The 14,234-nt window shown below is 37.4% G+C and carries 16 protein-coding genes and 1 pseudogene; 15 read left to right on the top strand and 2 right to left on the bottom strand.

Translation table 11 applies throughout. The features are described 5' to 3' along the window. Window positions 1-211: 211 nt before the first annotated feature. Window positions 212-481: pseudogene (locus JOC31_RS09170) on the bottom strand (IS982 family transposase); the annotation flags it as partial. A 134-nt stretch (window positions 482-615) separates the two neighbouring features. Here JOC31_RS09170 and JOC31_RS09165 point away from each other — a divergent pair. After that, complete coding sequence (locus tag JOC31_RS09165; protein WP_205017861.1) at window positions 616-1,167, top strand: DNA-3-methyladenine glycosylase I; 552 nt, start codon at window positions 616-618, stop codon at window positions 1,165-1,167. Window positions 1,168-1,187: 20 nt separating this feature from the next. Here JOC31_RS09165 and JOC31_RS09160 read toward each other — a convergent pair whose 3' ends face one another. Then, window positions 1,188-2,036, bottom strand: coding sequence for a helix-turn-helix domain-containing protein (locus tag JOC31_RS09160; protein ID WP_205017860.1), 849 nt, complete (start codon window positions 2,034-2,036; stop codon window positions 1,188-1,190). A gap of 557 nt (window positions 2,037-2,593) precedes the next feature. Between JOC31_RS09160 and JOC31_RS09155 the strand changes: the two genes are divergently transcribed. From JOC31_RS09155 to nrdG, 14 genes are all read left to right on the top strand, one after another. Next, window positions 2,594-3,724 (top strand): ABC transporter permease, encoded by a 1,131-nt coding sequence (locus tag JOC31_RS09155; protein ID WP_205017859.1) that lies wholly within the window; start codon window positions 2,594-2,596, stop codon window positions 3,722-3,724. Next, complete coding sequence (locus JOC31_RS09150; protein ID WP_205017858.1) at window positions 3,724-4,332, top strand: ATP-binding cassette domain-containing protein; 609 nt, start codon at window positions 3,724-3,726, stop codon at window positions 4,330-4,332. The genes JOC31_RS09155 and JOC31_RS09150 overlap by 1 nt, the downstream gene beginning before the upstream one ends. 84 nt (window positions 4,333-4,416) lie before the next feature. After that, window positions 4,417-5,670 carry a competence/damage-inducible protein A gene (locus JOC31_RS09145; RefSeq protein WP_205017857.1) on the top strand — a complete coding sequence of 418 codons (1,254 nt, stop codon included), beginning with the start codon at window positions 4,417-4,419 and terminating at the stop codon, window positions 5,668-5,670. Window positions 5,671-5,724: 54 nt separating this feature from the next. Beyond that, window positions 5,725-6,873 (top strand): recombinase RecA, encoded by a 1,149-nt coding sequence (gene recA / locus JOC31_RS09140; protein WP_205017856.1) that lies wholly within the window; start codon window positions 5,725-5,727, stop codon window positions 6,871-6,873. A gap of 149 nt (window positions 6,874-7,022) precedes the next feature. Further along, entirely contained in the window at window positions 7,023-7,421 is a 399-nt protein-coding gene (gene spx, locus JOC31_RS09135) for a transcriptional regulator Spx (protein ID WP_205017855.1), read from the top strand. 222 nt (window positions 7,422-7,643) lie between these two features. Further along, window positions 7,644-7,913, top strand: a complete 270-nt coding sequence (locus tag JOC31_RS09130) for an IreB family regulatory phosphoprotein (RefSeq protein ID WP_205017854.1) — start codon at window positions 7,644-7,646, stop codon at window positions 7,911-7,913. Continuing rightward, window positions 7,910-8,329 (top strand): Holliday junction resolvase RuvX, encoded by a 420-nt coding sequence (ruvX, locus tag JOC31_RS09125; protein WP_205017853.1) that lies wholly within the window; start codon window positions 7,910-7,912, stop codon window positions 8,327-8,329. Before JOC31_RS09130 ends, ruvX begins: the two co-directional genes overlap by 4 nt. 46 nt (window positions 8,330-8,375) lie before the next feature. Then, window positions 8,376-8,675: a DUF1292 domain-containing protein gene (locus JOC31_RS09120; RefSeq protein ID WP_205017852.1), complete on the top strand. Its 300-nt coding sequence runs from the start codon at window positions 8,376-8,378 to the stop codon at window positions 8,673-8,675. A gap of 66 nt (window positions 8,676-8,741) precedes the next feature. Further along, window positions 8,742-8,870: a hypothetical protein gene (locus JOC31_RS09985; RefSeq protein ID WP_275586117.1), complete on the top strand. Its 129-nt coding sequence runs from the start codon at window positions 8,742-8,744 to the stop codon at window positions 8,868-8,870. A gap of 47 nt (window positions 8,871-8,917) precedes the next feature. Next, window positions 8,918-10,507: a DUF2079 domain-containing protein gene (locus tag JOC31_RS09115; RefSeq protein WP_205017851.1), complete on the top strand. Its 1,590-nt coding sequence runs from the start codon at window positions 8,918-8,920 to the stop codon at window positions 10,505-10,507. A gap of 94 nt (window positions 10,508-10,601) precedes the next feature. After that, window positions 10,602-12,794, top strand: a complete 2,193-nt coding sequence (gene nrdD, locus JOC31_RS09110) for an anaerobic ribonucleoside-triphosphate reductase (RefSeq protein WP_205017850.1) — start codon at window positions 10,602-10,604, stop codon at window positions 12,792-12,794. Between the two features lie 81 nt (window positions 12,795-12,875). After that, window positions 12,876-13,007: a hypothetical protein gene (locus JOC31_RS09980; protein WP_275586118.1), complete on the top strand. Its 132-nt coding sequence runs from the start codon at window positions 12,876-12,878 to the stop codon at window positions 13,005-13,007. A gap of 23 nt (window positions 13,008-13,030) precedes the next feature. Beyond that, window positions 13,031-13,537, top strand: a complete 507-nt coding sequence (locus tag JOC31_RS09105; RefSeq protein WP_205017849.1) for a GNAT family N-acetyltransferase — start codon at window positions 13,031-13,033, stop codon at window positions 13,535-13,537. Beyond that, window positions 13,537-14,136: an anaerobic ribonucleoside-triphosphate reductase activating protein gene (nrdG, locus tag JOC31_RS09100; protein ID WP_205017848.1), complete on the top strand. Its 600-nt coding sequence runs from the start codon at window positions 13,537-13,539 to the stop codon at window positions 14,134-14,136. Before JOC31_RS09105 ends, nrdG begins: the two co-directional genes overlap by 1 nt. Window positions 14,137-14,234 lie beyond the last annotated feature (98 nt).

Below are 14,234 nucleotides of genomic sequence, written 5' to 3'. Positions count from 1 at the left end.
GTGTGTGGAATGTGTTTCCATTTTGTCATCAAAAATGATGTTAGGGTCTTTAATATTGAGTGATTCTTTGATATAATTTTGTAGTTCCATGTGACGCTTTCTAATGAGTTGTTTTGTCGCTTTTCATTATAAGTCATGTGGGACTTTTTGCATACCGTCAAAAAGCCCTACAATATCTGAATGAGATTTACCCACTACAGATATTATAGAGCCGATTAAAGCGACTTCTTTCTAGCAATTTTCCACATGGAAAAAGTTGACAGATACGATAAAAGTGAGGCTGTGACTTGATTCCTAATTCAGCTTGTAGGAGAAGTAAGACTAACAATGATTCATCCGAAACTTTGGATAGGTTGATATTACGACGATGTTTAAAGGATTGAGGACAATAATCGTGATAAAGTTTTGAACAAATCTGTGATAATTGTTTGATATTCCATTGTAAGTGGTGGGATTTAGCGGTATACTGTAAGTGGCTCATTTGGACTAACCTCCTGTTTGTTTGGTCACTTACAGTATAGTCCTTTTGGGCTTTTTTGTATTTTGAAATTAACTAGCACCACGAGTAACTTTATATAATTATTTGATCTATGAAACAATGAAGGGAGACAAGGTATGAAGCGTTGTGGCTGGGTTAAACTGAATAATCCTCTTTATATTGCTTATCATGATGAGGAATGGGGGAAACCTCTTCATGATGACCGTTCTTTATTTGAATTGCTCTGTCTGGAAACTTATCAGTCAGGTCTGTCTTGGGAGACAATTCTTAATAAAAGAGCAGCCTTTAAACAAGCCTTTCATGGCTATGAAGTAAAAAAGGTAGCGGCTATGTCAGATGAAGAATTAGAGACAGTGCTGCAAAATCCAGCTGTTGTCCGTAATCGTTTAAAAATTTTTGCAACGCGCAGCAATGCACAGGCTTTTCTTAATATTCAAAAGAGCTATGGCAGTTTTAATGCCTATATTTGGAGTTTTGTAGATAAGAAGCCAATTGTCAACCATGTGATCGATTATAGAGACGCACCGGCAAAAACAGCACTTTCTGAGAAGATTTCAAAGGAACTAAAAAAACAAGGTTTTAAATTTGTAGGGCCTGTCTGTGTTTATTCCTTCCTTCAGGCAGCAGGTTTAATCAATGACCATGAAGATAGCTGTGCTTTTAAATAAACGAAACTACCGCTGAATTTTCAGCGGTAGTTTTTGATTTCATATTCGAGTGTTTGAATCAAGGCTGTTTCCTCAGTTAATGTTAGAAGTAAAAGTCCTTTTTCAATTAAGTTATCATCACCTTTGCAAATACCGAGACGTACCTGGGCAAAACCAAGGGAGTCGTATCGTTTAGTTTCTTTTGCCAAGTTTAGGAGTTCAAGTGTTACTTTCTCACACTCTACCTTGAAATTATTGTAAAGATAGAGTGTGGAACAATTTGTCAGTAGTTTCCTCTTAATAGGTTTAATATCAGCAAAATCTTGGTATTTTACAAGCTGGTTTAACATATTATCTATGACGAGCCTAAGGTTTTCAAGTGGGAAATAGAACAAGATAGCATTAAGCAACTGGAAATCTCTGTAGTACCAGTTATCTGCTTTTTCAAGATTTTCCCAAATCTTTTGAGCAGTCTGATTGAGAAGCTCATTGTGATTGTTGGGACCGTTCTCTCTTAGTTGGATCACCAAGGTCAATATATTATTAATAGATTCAATAGGAATATCATGAGTTGTTTCTAGATACTGTGTACAGAGTTTTTGAAGTTCCTCTAACTCTGCTGTACCAGTGATAGATAGAATTGTTGAAATCTGATTAAGAATTTCTTGTCGCTTACTTGGTTGATAGACATGGCAAATATAGTGAAATTCCTCAAGACTCATATTAATTTGGTCAAGAAGAAAAACCATATTTTCAATACTAGGTATAGATTGGCAAGATTCAAATTTTGACAAGCTAGTTCTAGAGATTTGATTAGCACAAACTTCCGTTTGAGATAGACCTTTAGATAGTCGGATTTCCTTGTAGATTTTTCCAAAATCCCATCTCATCAAGATACCTCCTAATTTAAATGTGAATAAAGTTTACAAAACATAAAACGATATTGCTTATATGCTAATATTATAACAAATAAATACAAAGGAGGTATGAAAATAAAACTCAAAATATTTGCGAATCTTGTAGTTTTTACGGTAATAGTAATCATATTAAAATTAATGAATGAAGGAATATTTCCGTGGAAATTATGATGATATACTTTTATATTTGGTTTATTTTCTTAGGAGGTTTAAAAATGAAAAAAGTGATAAAATTTATTAAGCGAAATATATTATTGATAGCAATAGTCACTACTCTACTAGGAACTTTTGCATACAATACTGTTTCCTCAATTCAAGTAGCTACAGTTGTTAACACTAAATATGAAATTCATTTTGTTTATGGAGGACGTAAAACGACATATAGCTGGAGACAATTACAGTATCGTAACAGTTTTAGATACACAACTACTAGTGTCAGAAGGGATTATGGTATAAATCCAGGATATTTTTATACCTACTATTACACCACATACTAGTTTTACGGTTAGTTAAATAAGGAGAGTGGTGCCATGAGAATGTCTTACTTTGAATTGAAACGATTTATTAATAATCCTAAAAATAGAATCTGTTTTATCTTTATTATTCTTCTAATCTTTGGATTGTCTTTGTTTCATCAATTAAATAATCAAAGCTCTGATAATGTAATTTTAGATAATGTAAGAATGAATCTTCAACAATCTCAACAAGAACTAGAAGTTTTAGAGCAAAAAGTGAAGGCGAATCCCTCAGATAGTGACTTATCCGAGAAACTAGAAGATGTAAAGACAGAAGTTGATATTATGTCTAAAGAAATCCTTGCTTTAGAAGATGATGCTCTAGATACTTTTATAGATTTAGAGCATGAGCTTGATTTGCATCGTTTACAATTGATTAGTCAAAAAGATTCAGAAGAGTATAAGGATATAAAAACAAGAATTGATTACTATGATGCTGTCAAAAGCTCAGGAGGATCTCCTAGTATATCGATTAATGATACAGAGGAGTCCATTTTTACGACTTTTAGTTCAATGATGTCATGGCTCTCTTCAACAACATTCTTTATTCTGTTTACTGTTCTTGTATCGGACCTAGTGAGCAGAGATTTAGAGAGTACTCAAGTCAGATTTTTCCAACTTATGGGAGGTAAAAAAGTTAGTCAGTTACTTTCTAAACTATTGGTAGCCGTTTTTGTTACATTTTTTCTTACGATTCTATGTTTTCTAGTGTTATTGCTTGTTAAAGGTTTTTTTACAGGATTTGGAATATGGAATTATCCTTATTTACTTATTGAGGGCACTATTGTTCCAATTTGGAAGATAGGAGTTAAGACGGTTTATATCTTTTTGATCAGCTTGATTTTTATAGCCAGCTTAGGTCAACTACTATCTCTTATTTTGAAAAAGAGTATTCTTATAATTGGAATGATCACAGTTATTTTGACCGGCTTTATGACCCTATCTATGGAGGAATGGTTTCAACCTTTTAAGGCATTCATCCCGATTGAGTATATGGGTTACGGTCAGATAGTTAATGACAGTAAATATCTTCCAGATAATCCAATAGTAATTGCAACTATTTATTTAGTCGGTTTGAGCATAGTATTTATGCTACTCTCTTGTTACCTTTATAAAAGATACACTTATAGAAAGGTTGGGAAGTAATGAAAGGATTAACGATTAAAAATATAACAAGTAGTACTTTTAATAAATTATCTTTTGACTTTCCTGCTACGGGATTGTATGGTCTAATTGGAAAAAATGGAGTAGGTAAGAGTACCCTATTTACGATTATCAACGGAGAAACTGAAATAAAGAAAAATGAAAAGTATTTATCTGTTGGAGGTGTAGCCTATATTCCCGATTTAAATATATTTGATAAGAACTTATCTGCGAATGACTATTTGAAATTATTATCTTCTTCAGAAAGAACTACATTTGAAAGCTCGCTAAAGCTAATGGGAGGTTCAGATTTTTTAAGCAGAAGAATCAGTAGCTATTCTTTAGGAATGAAGGAACTCTTTGCTTTACTATATCTATTATCTCTCCATCGAGAAGTAGTTATTCTAGATGAATTAATTGATGGTTTAGATGAGCAGAAGAGATTTAAAGCTTACGATTTGTTGAAGGAACATAGTCGTAATAAATTGATATTGCTCACTTCTCACAATTTATCGGAAGTATTTGAGAATTGCGATAGGGTCTATTTATTAAAAGAGAGCTCGTTAGTAGAAGTTGGCAGTCTGAGTGAGGCTCATTCAATAATAAATTAAAGAAAAAGCTTTCAACTTTTCGTAGTTGGAAGTTTTTTTGCTACAATAAGAGACGAAATACGAATAGTAAGGTAGGCGAGGAAAATGAAAGCTGAAATTATTGCAGTAGGAACTGAGATTCTGACAGGACAGATTGTGAACACTAATGCTCAATTTTTATCAGAGAAATTGGCTCAGTTAGGGATTGATGTCTATTTCCAAACAGCTGTTGGAGATAATACAGAGCGTTTGACAGAGGTCATTGATCTAGCATCACAACGCTCAGACTTGATTATTCTGTGTGGAGGTTTGGGTCCAACTGAGGACGATTTAACCAAGCAGACGCTAGCTGCCTACCTTGGACGTCCTCTTATTTTTGATGAGGAAGCCAGTCAGAAGCTGGATCGCTTTTTTGCTATGAGACCTGAGTACAGTCGTACGCCTAACAACGAACGTCAGGCCCAGTTGATTGAAGGATCAGTTCCTTTGCAAAATATTACTGGTCTTGCTGTTGGAGGATTTTTGGAAGTTGATGGGAGACACTATGTCGTTCTCCCTGGTCCCCCAAGTGAACTTAAGCCTATGGTGAATGAAAAGTTAGTACCACTTTTGTCTCAAGAAGGTGCTAAGCTATATTCACGTGTTCTGCGTTTCTTTGGGATTGGAGAGAGTCAGTTGGTAACTATTTTATCAGACTATATCGCTAATCAGACAGATCCTACCATCGCTCCTTATGCTAAAACAGGCGAAGTGACTCTTCGTTTGTCAACCAAGGCAAGAAGTCAAGGAGAGGCAGATGCTAAGCTAGATGCTTTAGAAGCGCAACTATTAGCCGTTAAAACCTTGGATGGTCAAAGCCTGAAAGATCTACATTATGGTTATGGTGACGAGAATAGCCTTGCTCAGGTCGTTTTTGAATTGCTAAAATCAAACGATAAGACAATCACAGCAGCAGAAAGTTTGACAGCAGGCTTATTTCAAGCATCGTTGGCAGACTTTTCAGGTTCTTCTCAGGTCTTTAATGGTGGTTTTGTGACTTATAGCATAGAAGAGAAGTCCAAAATGCTAGGCATTCCTCTGGAAGAGTTACAGGAACATGGTGTTGTTAGCAGTTTCACGGCTCAAAAAATGGCTGAAGGTGCTCGTTTGAAGACCAAGGCAGATATCGGTGTCTCCTTGACAGGCGTAGCTGGTCCTGGTGAATTGGAAGGGAAGCCTGCAGGAACAGTTTTCATTGGAATAGCGACTGCAGATGAGGTGACTTCAATAGAGGTCCTCATCGGAGGTCGTAGCCGCTCAGATGTTCGCTATATCAGTTGCTTACATGCTTTCAACTTAGTACGCAAAACTTTATTATAGTCTAAAGATTTGCTATAATAAGTAGGATGTATCTCTGAACAGAAAGGGAGAAAAATGGCAAAAAAAACAAAAAAATCAGAAGAAATTTCTAAAAAATTTGGCGATGAACGTCAGAAAGCACTTGATGATGCTTTGAAAAATATTGAAAAGGATTTCGGTAAAGGTGCAGTCATGCGTCTTGGAGAGCGAGCAGAGCAAAAGGTTCAAGTGATGAGCTCAGGTTCACTCGCTCTTGATATTGCTCTTGGAGCAGGAGGCTATCCTAAAGGACGTATCATCGAGATTTACGGTCCAGAGAGTTCAGGTAAGACAACTGTAGCCCTTCACGCTGTGGCACAGGCTCAAAAAGAAGGTGGTATCGCTGCCTTTATCGATGCTGAGCATGCCCTTGACCCAGCTTATGCAGCCGCTCTTGGTGTTAATATTGATGAGCTTCTCTTGTCTCAGCCTGATTCAGGTGAGCAAGGGCTTGAAATTGCAGGTAAATTGATTGATTCAGGAGCAGTTGATTTGGTCGTTGTCGACTCTGTTGCAGCTCTTGTTCCACGTGCTGAGATTGATGGTGATATCGGAGACAGCCACGTTGGTTTGCAAGCTCGTATGATGAGTCAGGCTATGCGTAAACTCTCGGCTTCTATCAATAAAACGAAAACCATTGCCATCTTTATTAACCAGTTACGTGAAAAAGTGGGTGTAATGTTTGGTAATCCTGAGACAACACCTGGTGGACGTGCCCTTAAATTCTATGCTTCTGTTCGTCTAGATGTTCGTGGTAATACACAAATCAAGGGAACTGGTGACCAAAAAGATCAGAATGTCGGTAAAGAAACTAAGATTAAGGTTGTTAAAAACAAGGTTGCTCCGCCATTCAAAGAAGCCTTTGTAGAAATCATGTATGGTGAGGGTATCTCGCGTACTGGTGAGTTGGTTAAAATCGCGACAGACCTTGATATCATTCAAAAAGCAGGTGCTTGGTACTCTTATAATGGCGATAAGATTGGTCAAGGTTCTGAAAATGCTAAGAAATACTTGGCAGATAACCCAGCTGTCTTTGAAGAGATTGATCACAAGGTCCGTGTTAAATTTGGTTTAATTGAAGATGATCAAGAGGTTGGTTCTGAACAACCAGTTGTAGAAGAGGCTGCACTACCGACAGATGAGCTAATTCTTGATTTAGAGAATGGCATTGAGATTGAAGAGTAATGATAGCCCGATTAGTTGGAAGGCTATCTGTAAGATAGTTTTTTGATAAAAAGTCAACTAAAAATGTAAAATAGGTCCAAAGACCTATTTTTTCATGGCTCATATCATGCTATACTATAGCTATCATGGGATAGAAAGTGAGAATGAACATGATTAAGATATATACGATTTCAAGTTGTACGAGCTGTAAAAAGGCTAAAACTTGGCTAAATGCTCATCAACTCCCTTATAAAGAACAGAACTTAGCGAAAGAACCTTTAACAAAAGAAGAAATTTTAGCAATTTTATCAAAAACAGAGAATGGTATCGAAAGTATTGTTTCGTCAAAAAACCGTTATGCTAAAGCACTAAATTGTGATATCGAAGAATTAAGTCTTAGTGAAATGATTGACCTTATTCAAGAGAATCCACGTATTTTAAAAAGCCCAATTTTGATTGATGATAAGCGTCTTCAAGTTGGCTACAAAGAGGACGATATCCGTGCTTTCTTACCACGTTCGATCCGTAGCGTGGAAAATACAGAGGCTCGTTTACGAGCAGCTCTCTAAGAAAATCCTTAGTTTTTCTAGGAAGGTGTTGGACCAAGGTGTTCAACGCCTTTTCTTTCCGACTGATTTGGGCTCTTTTTAATGATAAGAGGCTAGCTGTAGAAAAAACATTCTCCTAGTGTTGACTATGGGGATCGTAGTTGGTATTGATTGTAGAATACTTCCTTTTTTGATATAATACTGTGATAGTGAATAATGATTTAGTAGAAAGAAGGTGTAAGCATGGGATTTACAGATGAAACCGTAAGGTTTAACCTAGATGATAGCAATAAACAAGAAATTAGTGATACTCTCACTAATGTTTATCGCTCACTTGAGGAAAAAGGTTATAACCCAATTAATCAAATCGTAGGCTACGTATTAAGTGGTGACCCTGCTTATGTGCCTCGTTACAATGATGCGCGTAACCAAATTCGTAAGTATGAACGAGATGAAATCGTTGAAGAGCTTGTGCGTTATTATCTACAAGGAAATGGGATTGATATCAAATGAGAGTAATGGGATTAGATGTTGGTTCTAAGACAGTAGGTGTTGCTATAAGTGACCCACTTGGATTCACAGCACAGGGTGTTGAGATTATCAAGATTGATGAAGAAGCAGAAGAGTTTGGTTTTGAACGTCTAGCAGAGCTTGTTAAAGAGTACAAGGTAGATAAGTTTGTCTTAGGATTACCGAAGAATATGAATAACACTGAAGGTCCTCGTGTTGAAGCGAGCAAGTCCTACGGTGATAAGATTGCAAATCTTTTTGGGATTCCAGTTGATTATCAGGATGAGCGTTTGACGACTGTTCAAGCAGAACGTATGCTGGTCGAACAAGCAGACGTTAGCCGCGGAAAACGTAAGAAGGTTATCGACAAACTGGCAGCACAGCTTATTTTACAAAACTATCTAGATAGGATGTTTTAAGAAAAATCACTTAGACTAGTGACAAACGATATTAAGGAGATATAAAATGGCACATAATCACGAACATGAAGCAGAAGTTATCACATTGGTTGATGAACAAGGAAATGAAACACTTTTTGAAATTTTATTGACAATCGATGGTAAAGAAGAATTTGGTAAAAACTATGTTCTTTTGGTACCAGCAGGTGCTCAAGAGGATGACAATGGTGAAATCGAAATTCAAGCTTACTCATTTACTGAGAATGAAGATGGTACAGAAGGTGACCTTCAGCCAATCCCAGAAGATTCAGATGTTGAATGGGATATGATTGAAGAAGTCTTCAACAGCTTCCTTGATGAGGAATAAGATGCTAAAATCTAAGCTTCGGCTTAGGTTTTTTATTTTCGAATAGTTCATATAAGGAGGACTTATATGACATTAAAGGAAAACCTAACCCCAAAAGAACTCAAGCAGTTGCGAGACTATCATGCTAAAAAATACCATTCTTTTAGAGAAATCATGGCTTACTGTAGTCTTTTGGAAAAATTGACTAAACTGTAGTTTCTGATATACTGGAAGTAATAGAATTCAAGGAGAATTAACTTAACATGGCATCAGATTTTTCAACTGATATGAACTCAGGTAACTACAGCCGTTCACGGAAATCAGTTAATCAAACAGGTAAGAAGACAGAAGGTGTGTCGGTAACAAAGCTAAATAGTCCAAAAGCTAAGGGATGGCATCGTTTTTTGATTTTGGTGTTCAGCTTAGTTCTAGCGAGTTTGACTATAGCTGTTCCAGCTTTAACAGATTTGGCAAATAGTATTCAATCGCAACATTTATATACTGGATTGATGTTTTCACGAGGACATTTGCCTTATACGGAAATATTCGCTACCGGTGGTTTTCTTTACTACAGTTTGATTGCTTTGGCTTACCACTTGGGATCTACCCTGTGGTTGGTTGTGGTAGCCTTTTTGTTTTTCTACATTTCAGGCCTCTACCTTTATCGTATCATAGCCTATCTTACAGCTAAGGAAAAATTTGCCTCTGGCGGGGTTTGTTTATTTTACATGTTGAACCTCTCATTAGGATTTGGCGGTCTATACCCAATCCAATTTGCAATGCCTTTTGTATTGATAGCTTTGTGGTTCCTAGTGAAATACTTTATAGGAAAAACAACTGATGAAGCTTTTATTCTTTATGGAATTACTTGCGCTTTAGCTATTCTTTTTGATGCCCGTACAATTATTTTTTGGTTGCTATCCTTAATCGCTATTATTATCTACAATATCAGTCAGAAGCACTGGTTAAAAGGTATTTATCAAACCCTTTGTTTGATTTTCGGTTTCTTGTTGATTATCTATAGCGTTGGTTATTTCATTTTTAATCTACAGATTACCTCGGATTATCTATCAGAAACGGTTAGTTATTACCTTACTCATCTTGGGTTGACGAGAAGTAATCTTTATTTGACACTTCTTTTTCAACTTGTTTTAGCACTTGCCTCTGGTTTAGTAATGGGACTTTTGACCTACAGAAAACATATGAGTGGCAAGGTTTCAGATAAAGAGATTAAACTCATTATCTTTGTAGCAACTATCCTATATCTGATTTACGCTGTCTTTTCACGTTCATTTGATACTTACTATCTATTATACGTATTGCCATTTGCTTTAATATTATCTAGTCTGAGAATCAATGATGAGCACGAACTATCTTTGACGCGGACTTCTCACCGTCGCTTAAAACCAGTTGACTTACAGACAAAATTTATAACTGCTTTTTTAACGTCAGGCTTTTTATTACCTTTGTTAGCCATTGTATATGGCATAACGTCTCCGTTGGCTGCCTATGTGGTTAATATACCTATCAATACGGAGCGTACGACGATAGCACGTTATATCGGTAAGGAGAATGGGACAGAGAATACTATTTATGTTTGGGATAGCTCAGCTAAAATTTATAGACAAAGCAAGACAAAATCTGCTTCAAAATTTGTCTTACCAACCAATAACACAGCAGATAAAACTAATTACTCAAATCTACAGGATCATTTGATTCAAGATTTGGCTAGTTATGTTGTTGTGAATCAGTCTGAAGAGTTGCCATCATCAGTTAAGAATAACCTCAAGAAAAATTATGATAAGGTGTCTGTTGAGAAAGTTTCTCACTTCACGATTTATAAGAAAAAATAAGTTGAAATCAATATATTGTGGTAAAATTTACATATCACCACAATATATTGATTTTTTTAGGTGCTTGTACTATAATGGATGGCGAGGTGATGAAATGTCTAAATATGAAAAGGGATCTACACAGACACAAACTATAGTCGTTATCAAGCGTGATGGACGCCATGTTAGGTTTGATAGAGATAAAATCTATGATGCTTTGTTAAAGGCTGCTAGCCAGATAGAGACTTCACCAAGGTTAGAAGCTAAGTTACAGGGTGTCTGTGATCGTGTCGTGGCAGAGATAAGGGAACGTTTTAGTACAGATGTTAAGATCTACGAGATTCAGAGCATTGTAGAGCATGAGTTGTTAGAGTCTGATGAAGTCACGTTAGCGCAGGAATACATTAATTATCGTACAAAACGTGATTTTGAACGCCGTCAGGCAATGGATATCAATGTTACGATTGATCAGTTGCTTCATAAGGACCAGACGCTGGTTCATGAAAATGCAAATAAAGATAGTAATGTCTTCAACACTCAACGTGATTTGACCGCAGGTATTGTGGGTAAGTCGATTGGTTTAAAACTATTACCCCCTCACGTGGCAAATGCCCATCAAAAAGGAGATATTCATTATCATGACCTAGATTATAGTCCATACACGCCTATGACAAACTGTTGTTTGATTGATTTTAAAGGAATGCTAGCCAAGGGATTTAAGATTGGTAATGCAGAAGTGGAAAGTCCTAAGTCTATTCAAACAGCGACAGCTCAGATTTCTCAAATTATCGCCAATGTCGCTTCAAGCCAATATGGTGGTTGTACGGCAGATCGTATTGATGAATTTTTAGCTCCTTATGCAGAGCTTAACTACCGTAAGCATTTGACAGATGCTGAGAAGTGGGTAGCAAGCGAGAATCATGAAGCTTATGCGCGTGAGAAGACTCAGAAAGATATCTATGATGCCATGCAATCTTTGGAGTATGAAATTAATACTCTTTTCACCTCAAATGGTCAGACACCATTTACATCCTTGGGGTTTGGATTGGGGACGTCATGGTTTGAACGTGAGATTCAAAAAGCTATTTTAACAATTCGTATCAAGGGATTGGGCTCAGAGCATCGCACAGCTATTTTCCCTAAACTTATCTTTACCTTGAAACGCGGATTGAATTTAGAGCCAGGAACGCCGAATTATGATATTAAAGAATTAGCTCTTGAATGTGCTACTAAGCGGATGTACCCTGATGTTTTATCCTACGATAAAATTATTGATTTAACGGGCTCTTTTAAGGCACCTATGGGATGCCGTTCCTTTTTACAAGGATGGAAGGATGAAGAGGGAACCGAAGTTAATTCAGGGCGTATGAATCTTGGAGTAGTCACGGTTAACCTACCTCGGATAGCTCTAGAAGCAAAAGGAAATCTGAATAAGTTTTGGTCACTATTTGAAGAGCGTATGGAGATTGCTAAGGATGCTCTTGCCTATCGTGTTGAGCGTGTCAAAGAAGCGACACCAGCCAATGCTCCTATCCTATACCAGTATGGTGCATTTGGGAAAAGGCTATCTAAGTGTAGCAGTGTTGATGAGTTGTTTAGAAATCGCAGAGCAACAGTCTCTCTAGGCTATATTGGTTTATACGAAGTTGCAACTGTTTTTTATGGTAGTAATTGGGAGAGTAATCCTGTAGCCAAAGACTTTACGGTAGATATTATTAGTCAGATGAAAGCTTATTGTGAAGCTTGGTCAGCTGAATATGGCTATCACTTCTCCGTTTATTCTACCCCATCTGAGAGTCTGACAGACCGTTTTTGTCGCTTAGATACTGCAAAGTTTGGTATTATCCCAGACATTACAGACAAGGAATACTATACTAATAGCTTCCATTATGATGTCCGAAAAAATCCAACGCCGTTTGAAAAACTGGAGTTTGAGAAGGTCTATCCTGAGGCTGGTGCTAGCGGTGGTTTTATTCATTATTGCGAGTACCCTGTACTGCAACAAAATCCAAAAGCTTTAGAAGCTGTGTGGGATTTTGCCTATGATCGTGTTGGCTATTTGGGGACCAATACACCGATTGATCATTGTTACCAATGTGACTTTGAGGGAGATTTTGAACCAACCGAGCGTGGTTTCAAATGTCCGAACTGTGGCAATACAGATCCTAAAACAGTCGATGTGGTTAAACGTACCTGTGGTTATCTTGGTAACCCCCAGGCTCGTCCGATGGTTAATGGTCGTCACAAGGAAATTTCTGCCCGCGTCAAACATATGAATGGGTCGACTATTATGGTATCGGGTCATTAGAAAAAAGTTGTAGGACTTGAAAGACTTATCAACAGATGCTATGCTAGAAGGACAGATGAGATAATAGAAAGGAGATTTGTTGTGGGAAAATACCAACTTGATTATAAAGGTATGCAGCAAGTTGATCGTTTCCATGAGAAACATTCAATTGCCAAAACAGACAAGAAAGCGCGTGTTCAAGCACTTTTGAAAAAAGCAGGTCAGAAGAAATAAAAGGTCTGTGGAGAGGAGATAAGATGCTTGAGTTACGTCGCCCAAATGAAGCAGATAGAGATACTGTCCTAGATATGATGGCAGAATTTGAAGAGCTAGAGTCAGCCCACGATGGTGGCTTTTGGCCAAGTGAATCGTTTTGTTATGAGGAATGGATTGCAGCAAATTTGGATGCTGAAATGGGCATTGGCATTCCCCAGCATTGGGTACCTTCTATTCAGTTTGTTGCCTTTGATGAGCATGGAAAGGCTCTGGGCTTCCTTAGTTTACGCCTGCGTCTGAATGATCATCTGCTTGCTCACGGAGGGAACATAGGCTACTCTGTTAGACCTAGTCAAAGGGGCCAGGGTTACGCCAAGAGTATGCTTAAACAAGCTATTGAGATTGCTGCTTCTAAAAATATCACTAGGCTACTGGTTACATGTCATAAAGATAATGCTGCCAGTCGTTCTGTAATTTTAGCAAACGGTGGTCAACTAGAGGATGTCAGGGATGGTACAGAGCGCTACTGGATAGAAAAGAGGTCCTGATGAATAATCCAAAACCACAAGAATGGAAGAGTGAAGAACTCAGTCAAGGTCGTATCATTGATTATAAGGCCTTTAACTTTGTAGACGGTGAAGGGGTTAGGAATTCTCTTTACGTAGCTGGTTGCATGTTTCATTGTGAAGGCTGTTATAATGTTGCCACATGGTCTTTTAACGCTGGCATTCCTTACACAGAGGTTTTGGAAGAGCAGATTATGATGGACCTTGCTCAACCCTATGTTCAAGGTTTAACATTACTAGGGGGAGAGCCTTTTCTAAATACTGGAATTCTACTTCCCTTAGTAAGACGCATTCGTCAAGAACTCCCAGAAAAAGATATTTGGTCTTGGACAGGATACACTTGGGAAGAGCTACAGCAGGAAACAGATGATAAATTAGAGTTATTGCATTTGATTGATATCTTAGTAGATGGTCGATTTGATCGGACTAAAAAAAATCTAATGCTCCAGTTTAGAGGTTCTTCTAATCAGCGTATCATTGATGTTCAGAAATCCTTAACTCAAGGACAGGTGGTTATTTGGGAAAAATTGAATGATGGTAATCACTCCTATGAACAAGTGAGTCGAGATGACTTAATATAATAAAGGCTCTTCGTCAACTGTAGTGGGTTGACTTATAATCAGCAGCGAGAGAGAATCAGATTGGTTCTCTCTTTTTGCATGTTTAAAGCGATGAGAAT

The sequence above is a fragment of the Streptococcus saliviloxodontae genome, from assembly GCF_016908655.1.
GTDB classification, from domain to species: domain Bacteria; phylum Bacillota; class Bacilli; order Lactobacillales; family Streptococcaceae; genus Streptococcus; species Streptococcus saliviloxodontae.
This window is presented reverse-complemented; position numbering and strand designations above follow the sequence as displayed.

Bases quoted from the DNA above. Each gene is read 5' to 3' on its own strand.
- JOC31_RS09165 (WP_205017861.1), top strand. From the start codon at position 616: ATGAAGCGTTGTGGCTGGGTTAAACTGAATAATCCTCTTTATATTGCT.
- JOC31_RS09105 (WP_205017849.1), top strand. From the start codon at position 13,031: ATGCTTGAGTTACGTCGCCCAAATGAAGCAGATAGAGATACTGTCCTA.
- ruvX (WP_205017853.1), top strand. From the start codon at position 7,910: ATGAGAGTAATGGGATTAGATGTTGGTTCTAAGACAGTAGGTGTTGCT.
- JOC31_RS09145 (WP_205017857.1), top strand. From the start codon at position 4,417: ATGAAAGCTGAAATTATTGCAGTAGGAACTGAGATTCTGACAGGACAG.
- JOC31_RS09115 (WP_205017851.1), top strand. From the start codon at position 8,918: ATGGCATCAGATTTTTCAACTGATATGAACTCAGGTAACTACAGCCGT.
- recA (WP_205017856.1), top strand. From the start codon at position 5,725: ATGGCAAAAAAAACAAAAAAATCAGAAGAAATTTCTAAAAAATTTGGC.
- JOC31_RS09985 (WP_275586117.1), top strand. From the start codon at position 8,742: ATGACATTAAAGGAAAACCTAACCCCAAAAGAACTCAAGCAGTTGCGA.
- JOC31_RS09155 (WP_205017859.1), top strand. From the start codon at position 2,594: ATGAGAATGTCTTACTTTGAATTGAAACGATTTATTAATAATCCTAAA.
- JOC31_RS09120 (WP_205017852.1), top strand. From the start codon at position 8,376: ATGGCACATAATCACGAACATGAAGCAGAAGTTATCACATTGGTTGAT.
- JOC31_RS09150 (WP_205017858.1), top strand. From the start codon at position 3,724: ATGAAAGGATTAACGATTAAAAATATAACAAGTAGTACTTTTAATAAA.
- JOC31_RS09130 (WP_205017854.1), top strand. From the start codon at position 7,644: ATGGGATTTACAGATGAAACCGTAAGGTTTAACCTAGATGATAGCAAT.
- JOC31_RS09160 (WP_205017860.1), bottom strand. From the start codon at position 2,036: ATGAGATGGGATTTTGGAAAAATCTACAAGGAAATCCGACTATCTAAA.
- nrdG (WP_205017848.1), top strand. From the start codon at position 13,537: ATGAATAATCCAAAACCACAAGAATGGAAGAGTGAAGAACTCAGTCAA.
- spx (WP_205017855.1), top strand. From the start codon at position 7,023: ATGATTAAGATATATACGATTTCAAGTTGTACGAGCTGTAAAAAGGCT.
- nrdD (WP_205017850.1), top strand. From the start codon at position 10,602: ATGTCTAAATATGAAAAGGGATCTACACAGACACAAACTATAGTCGTT.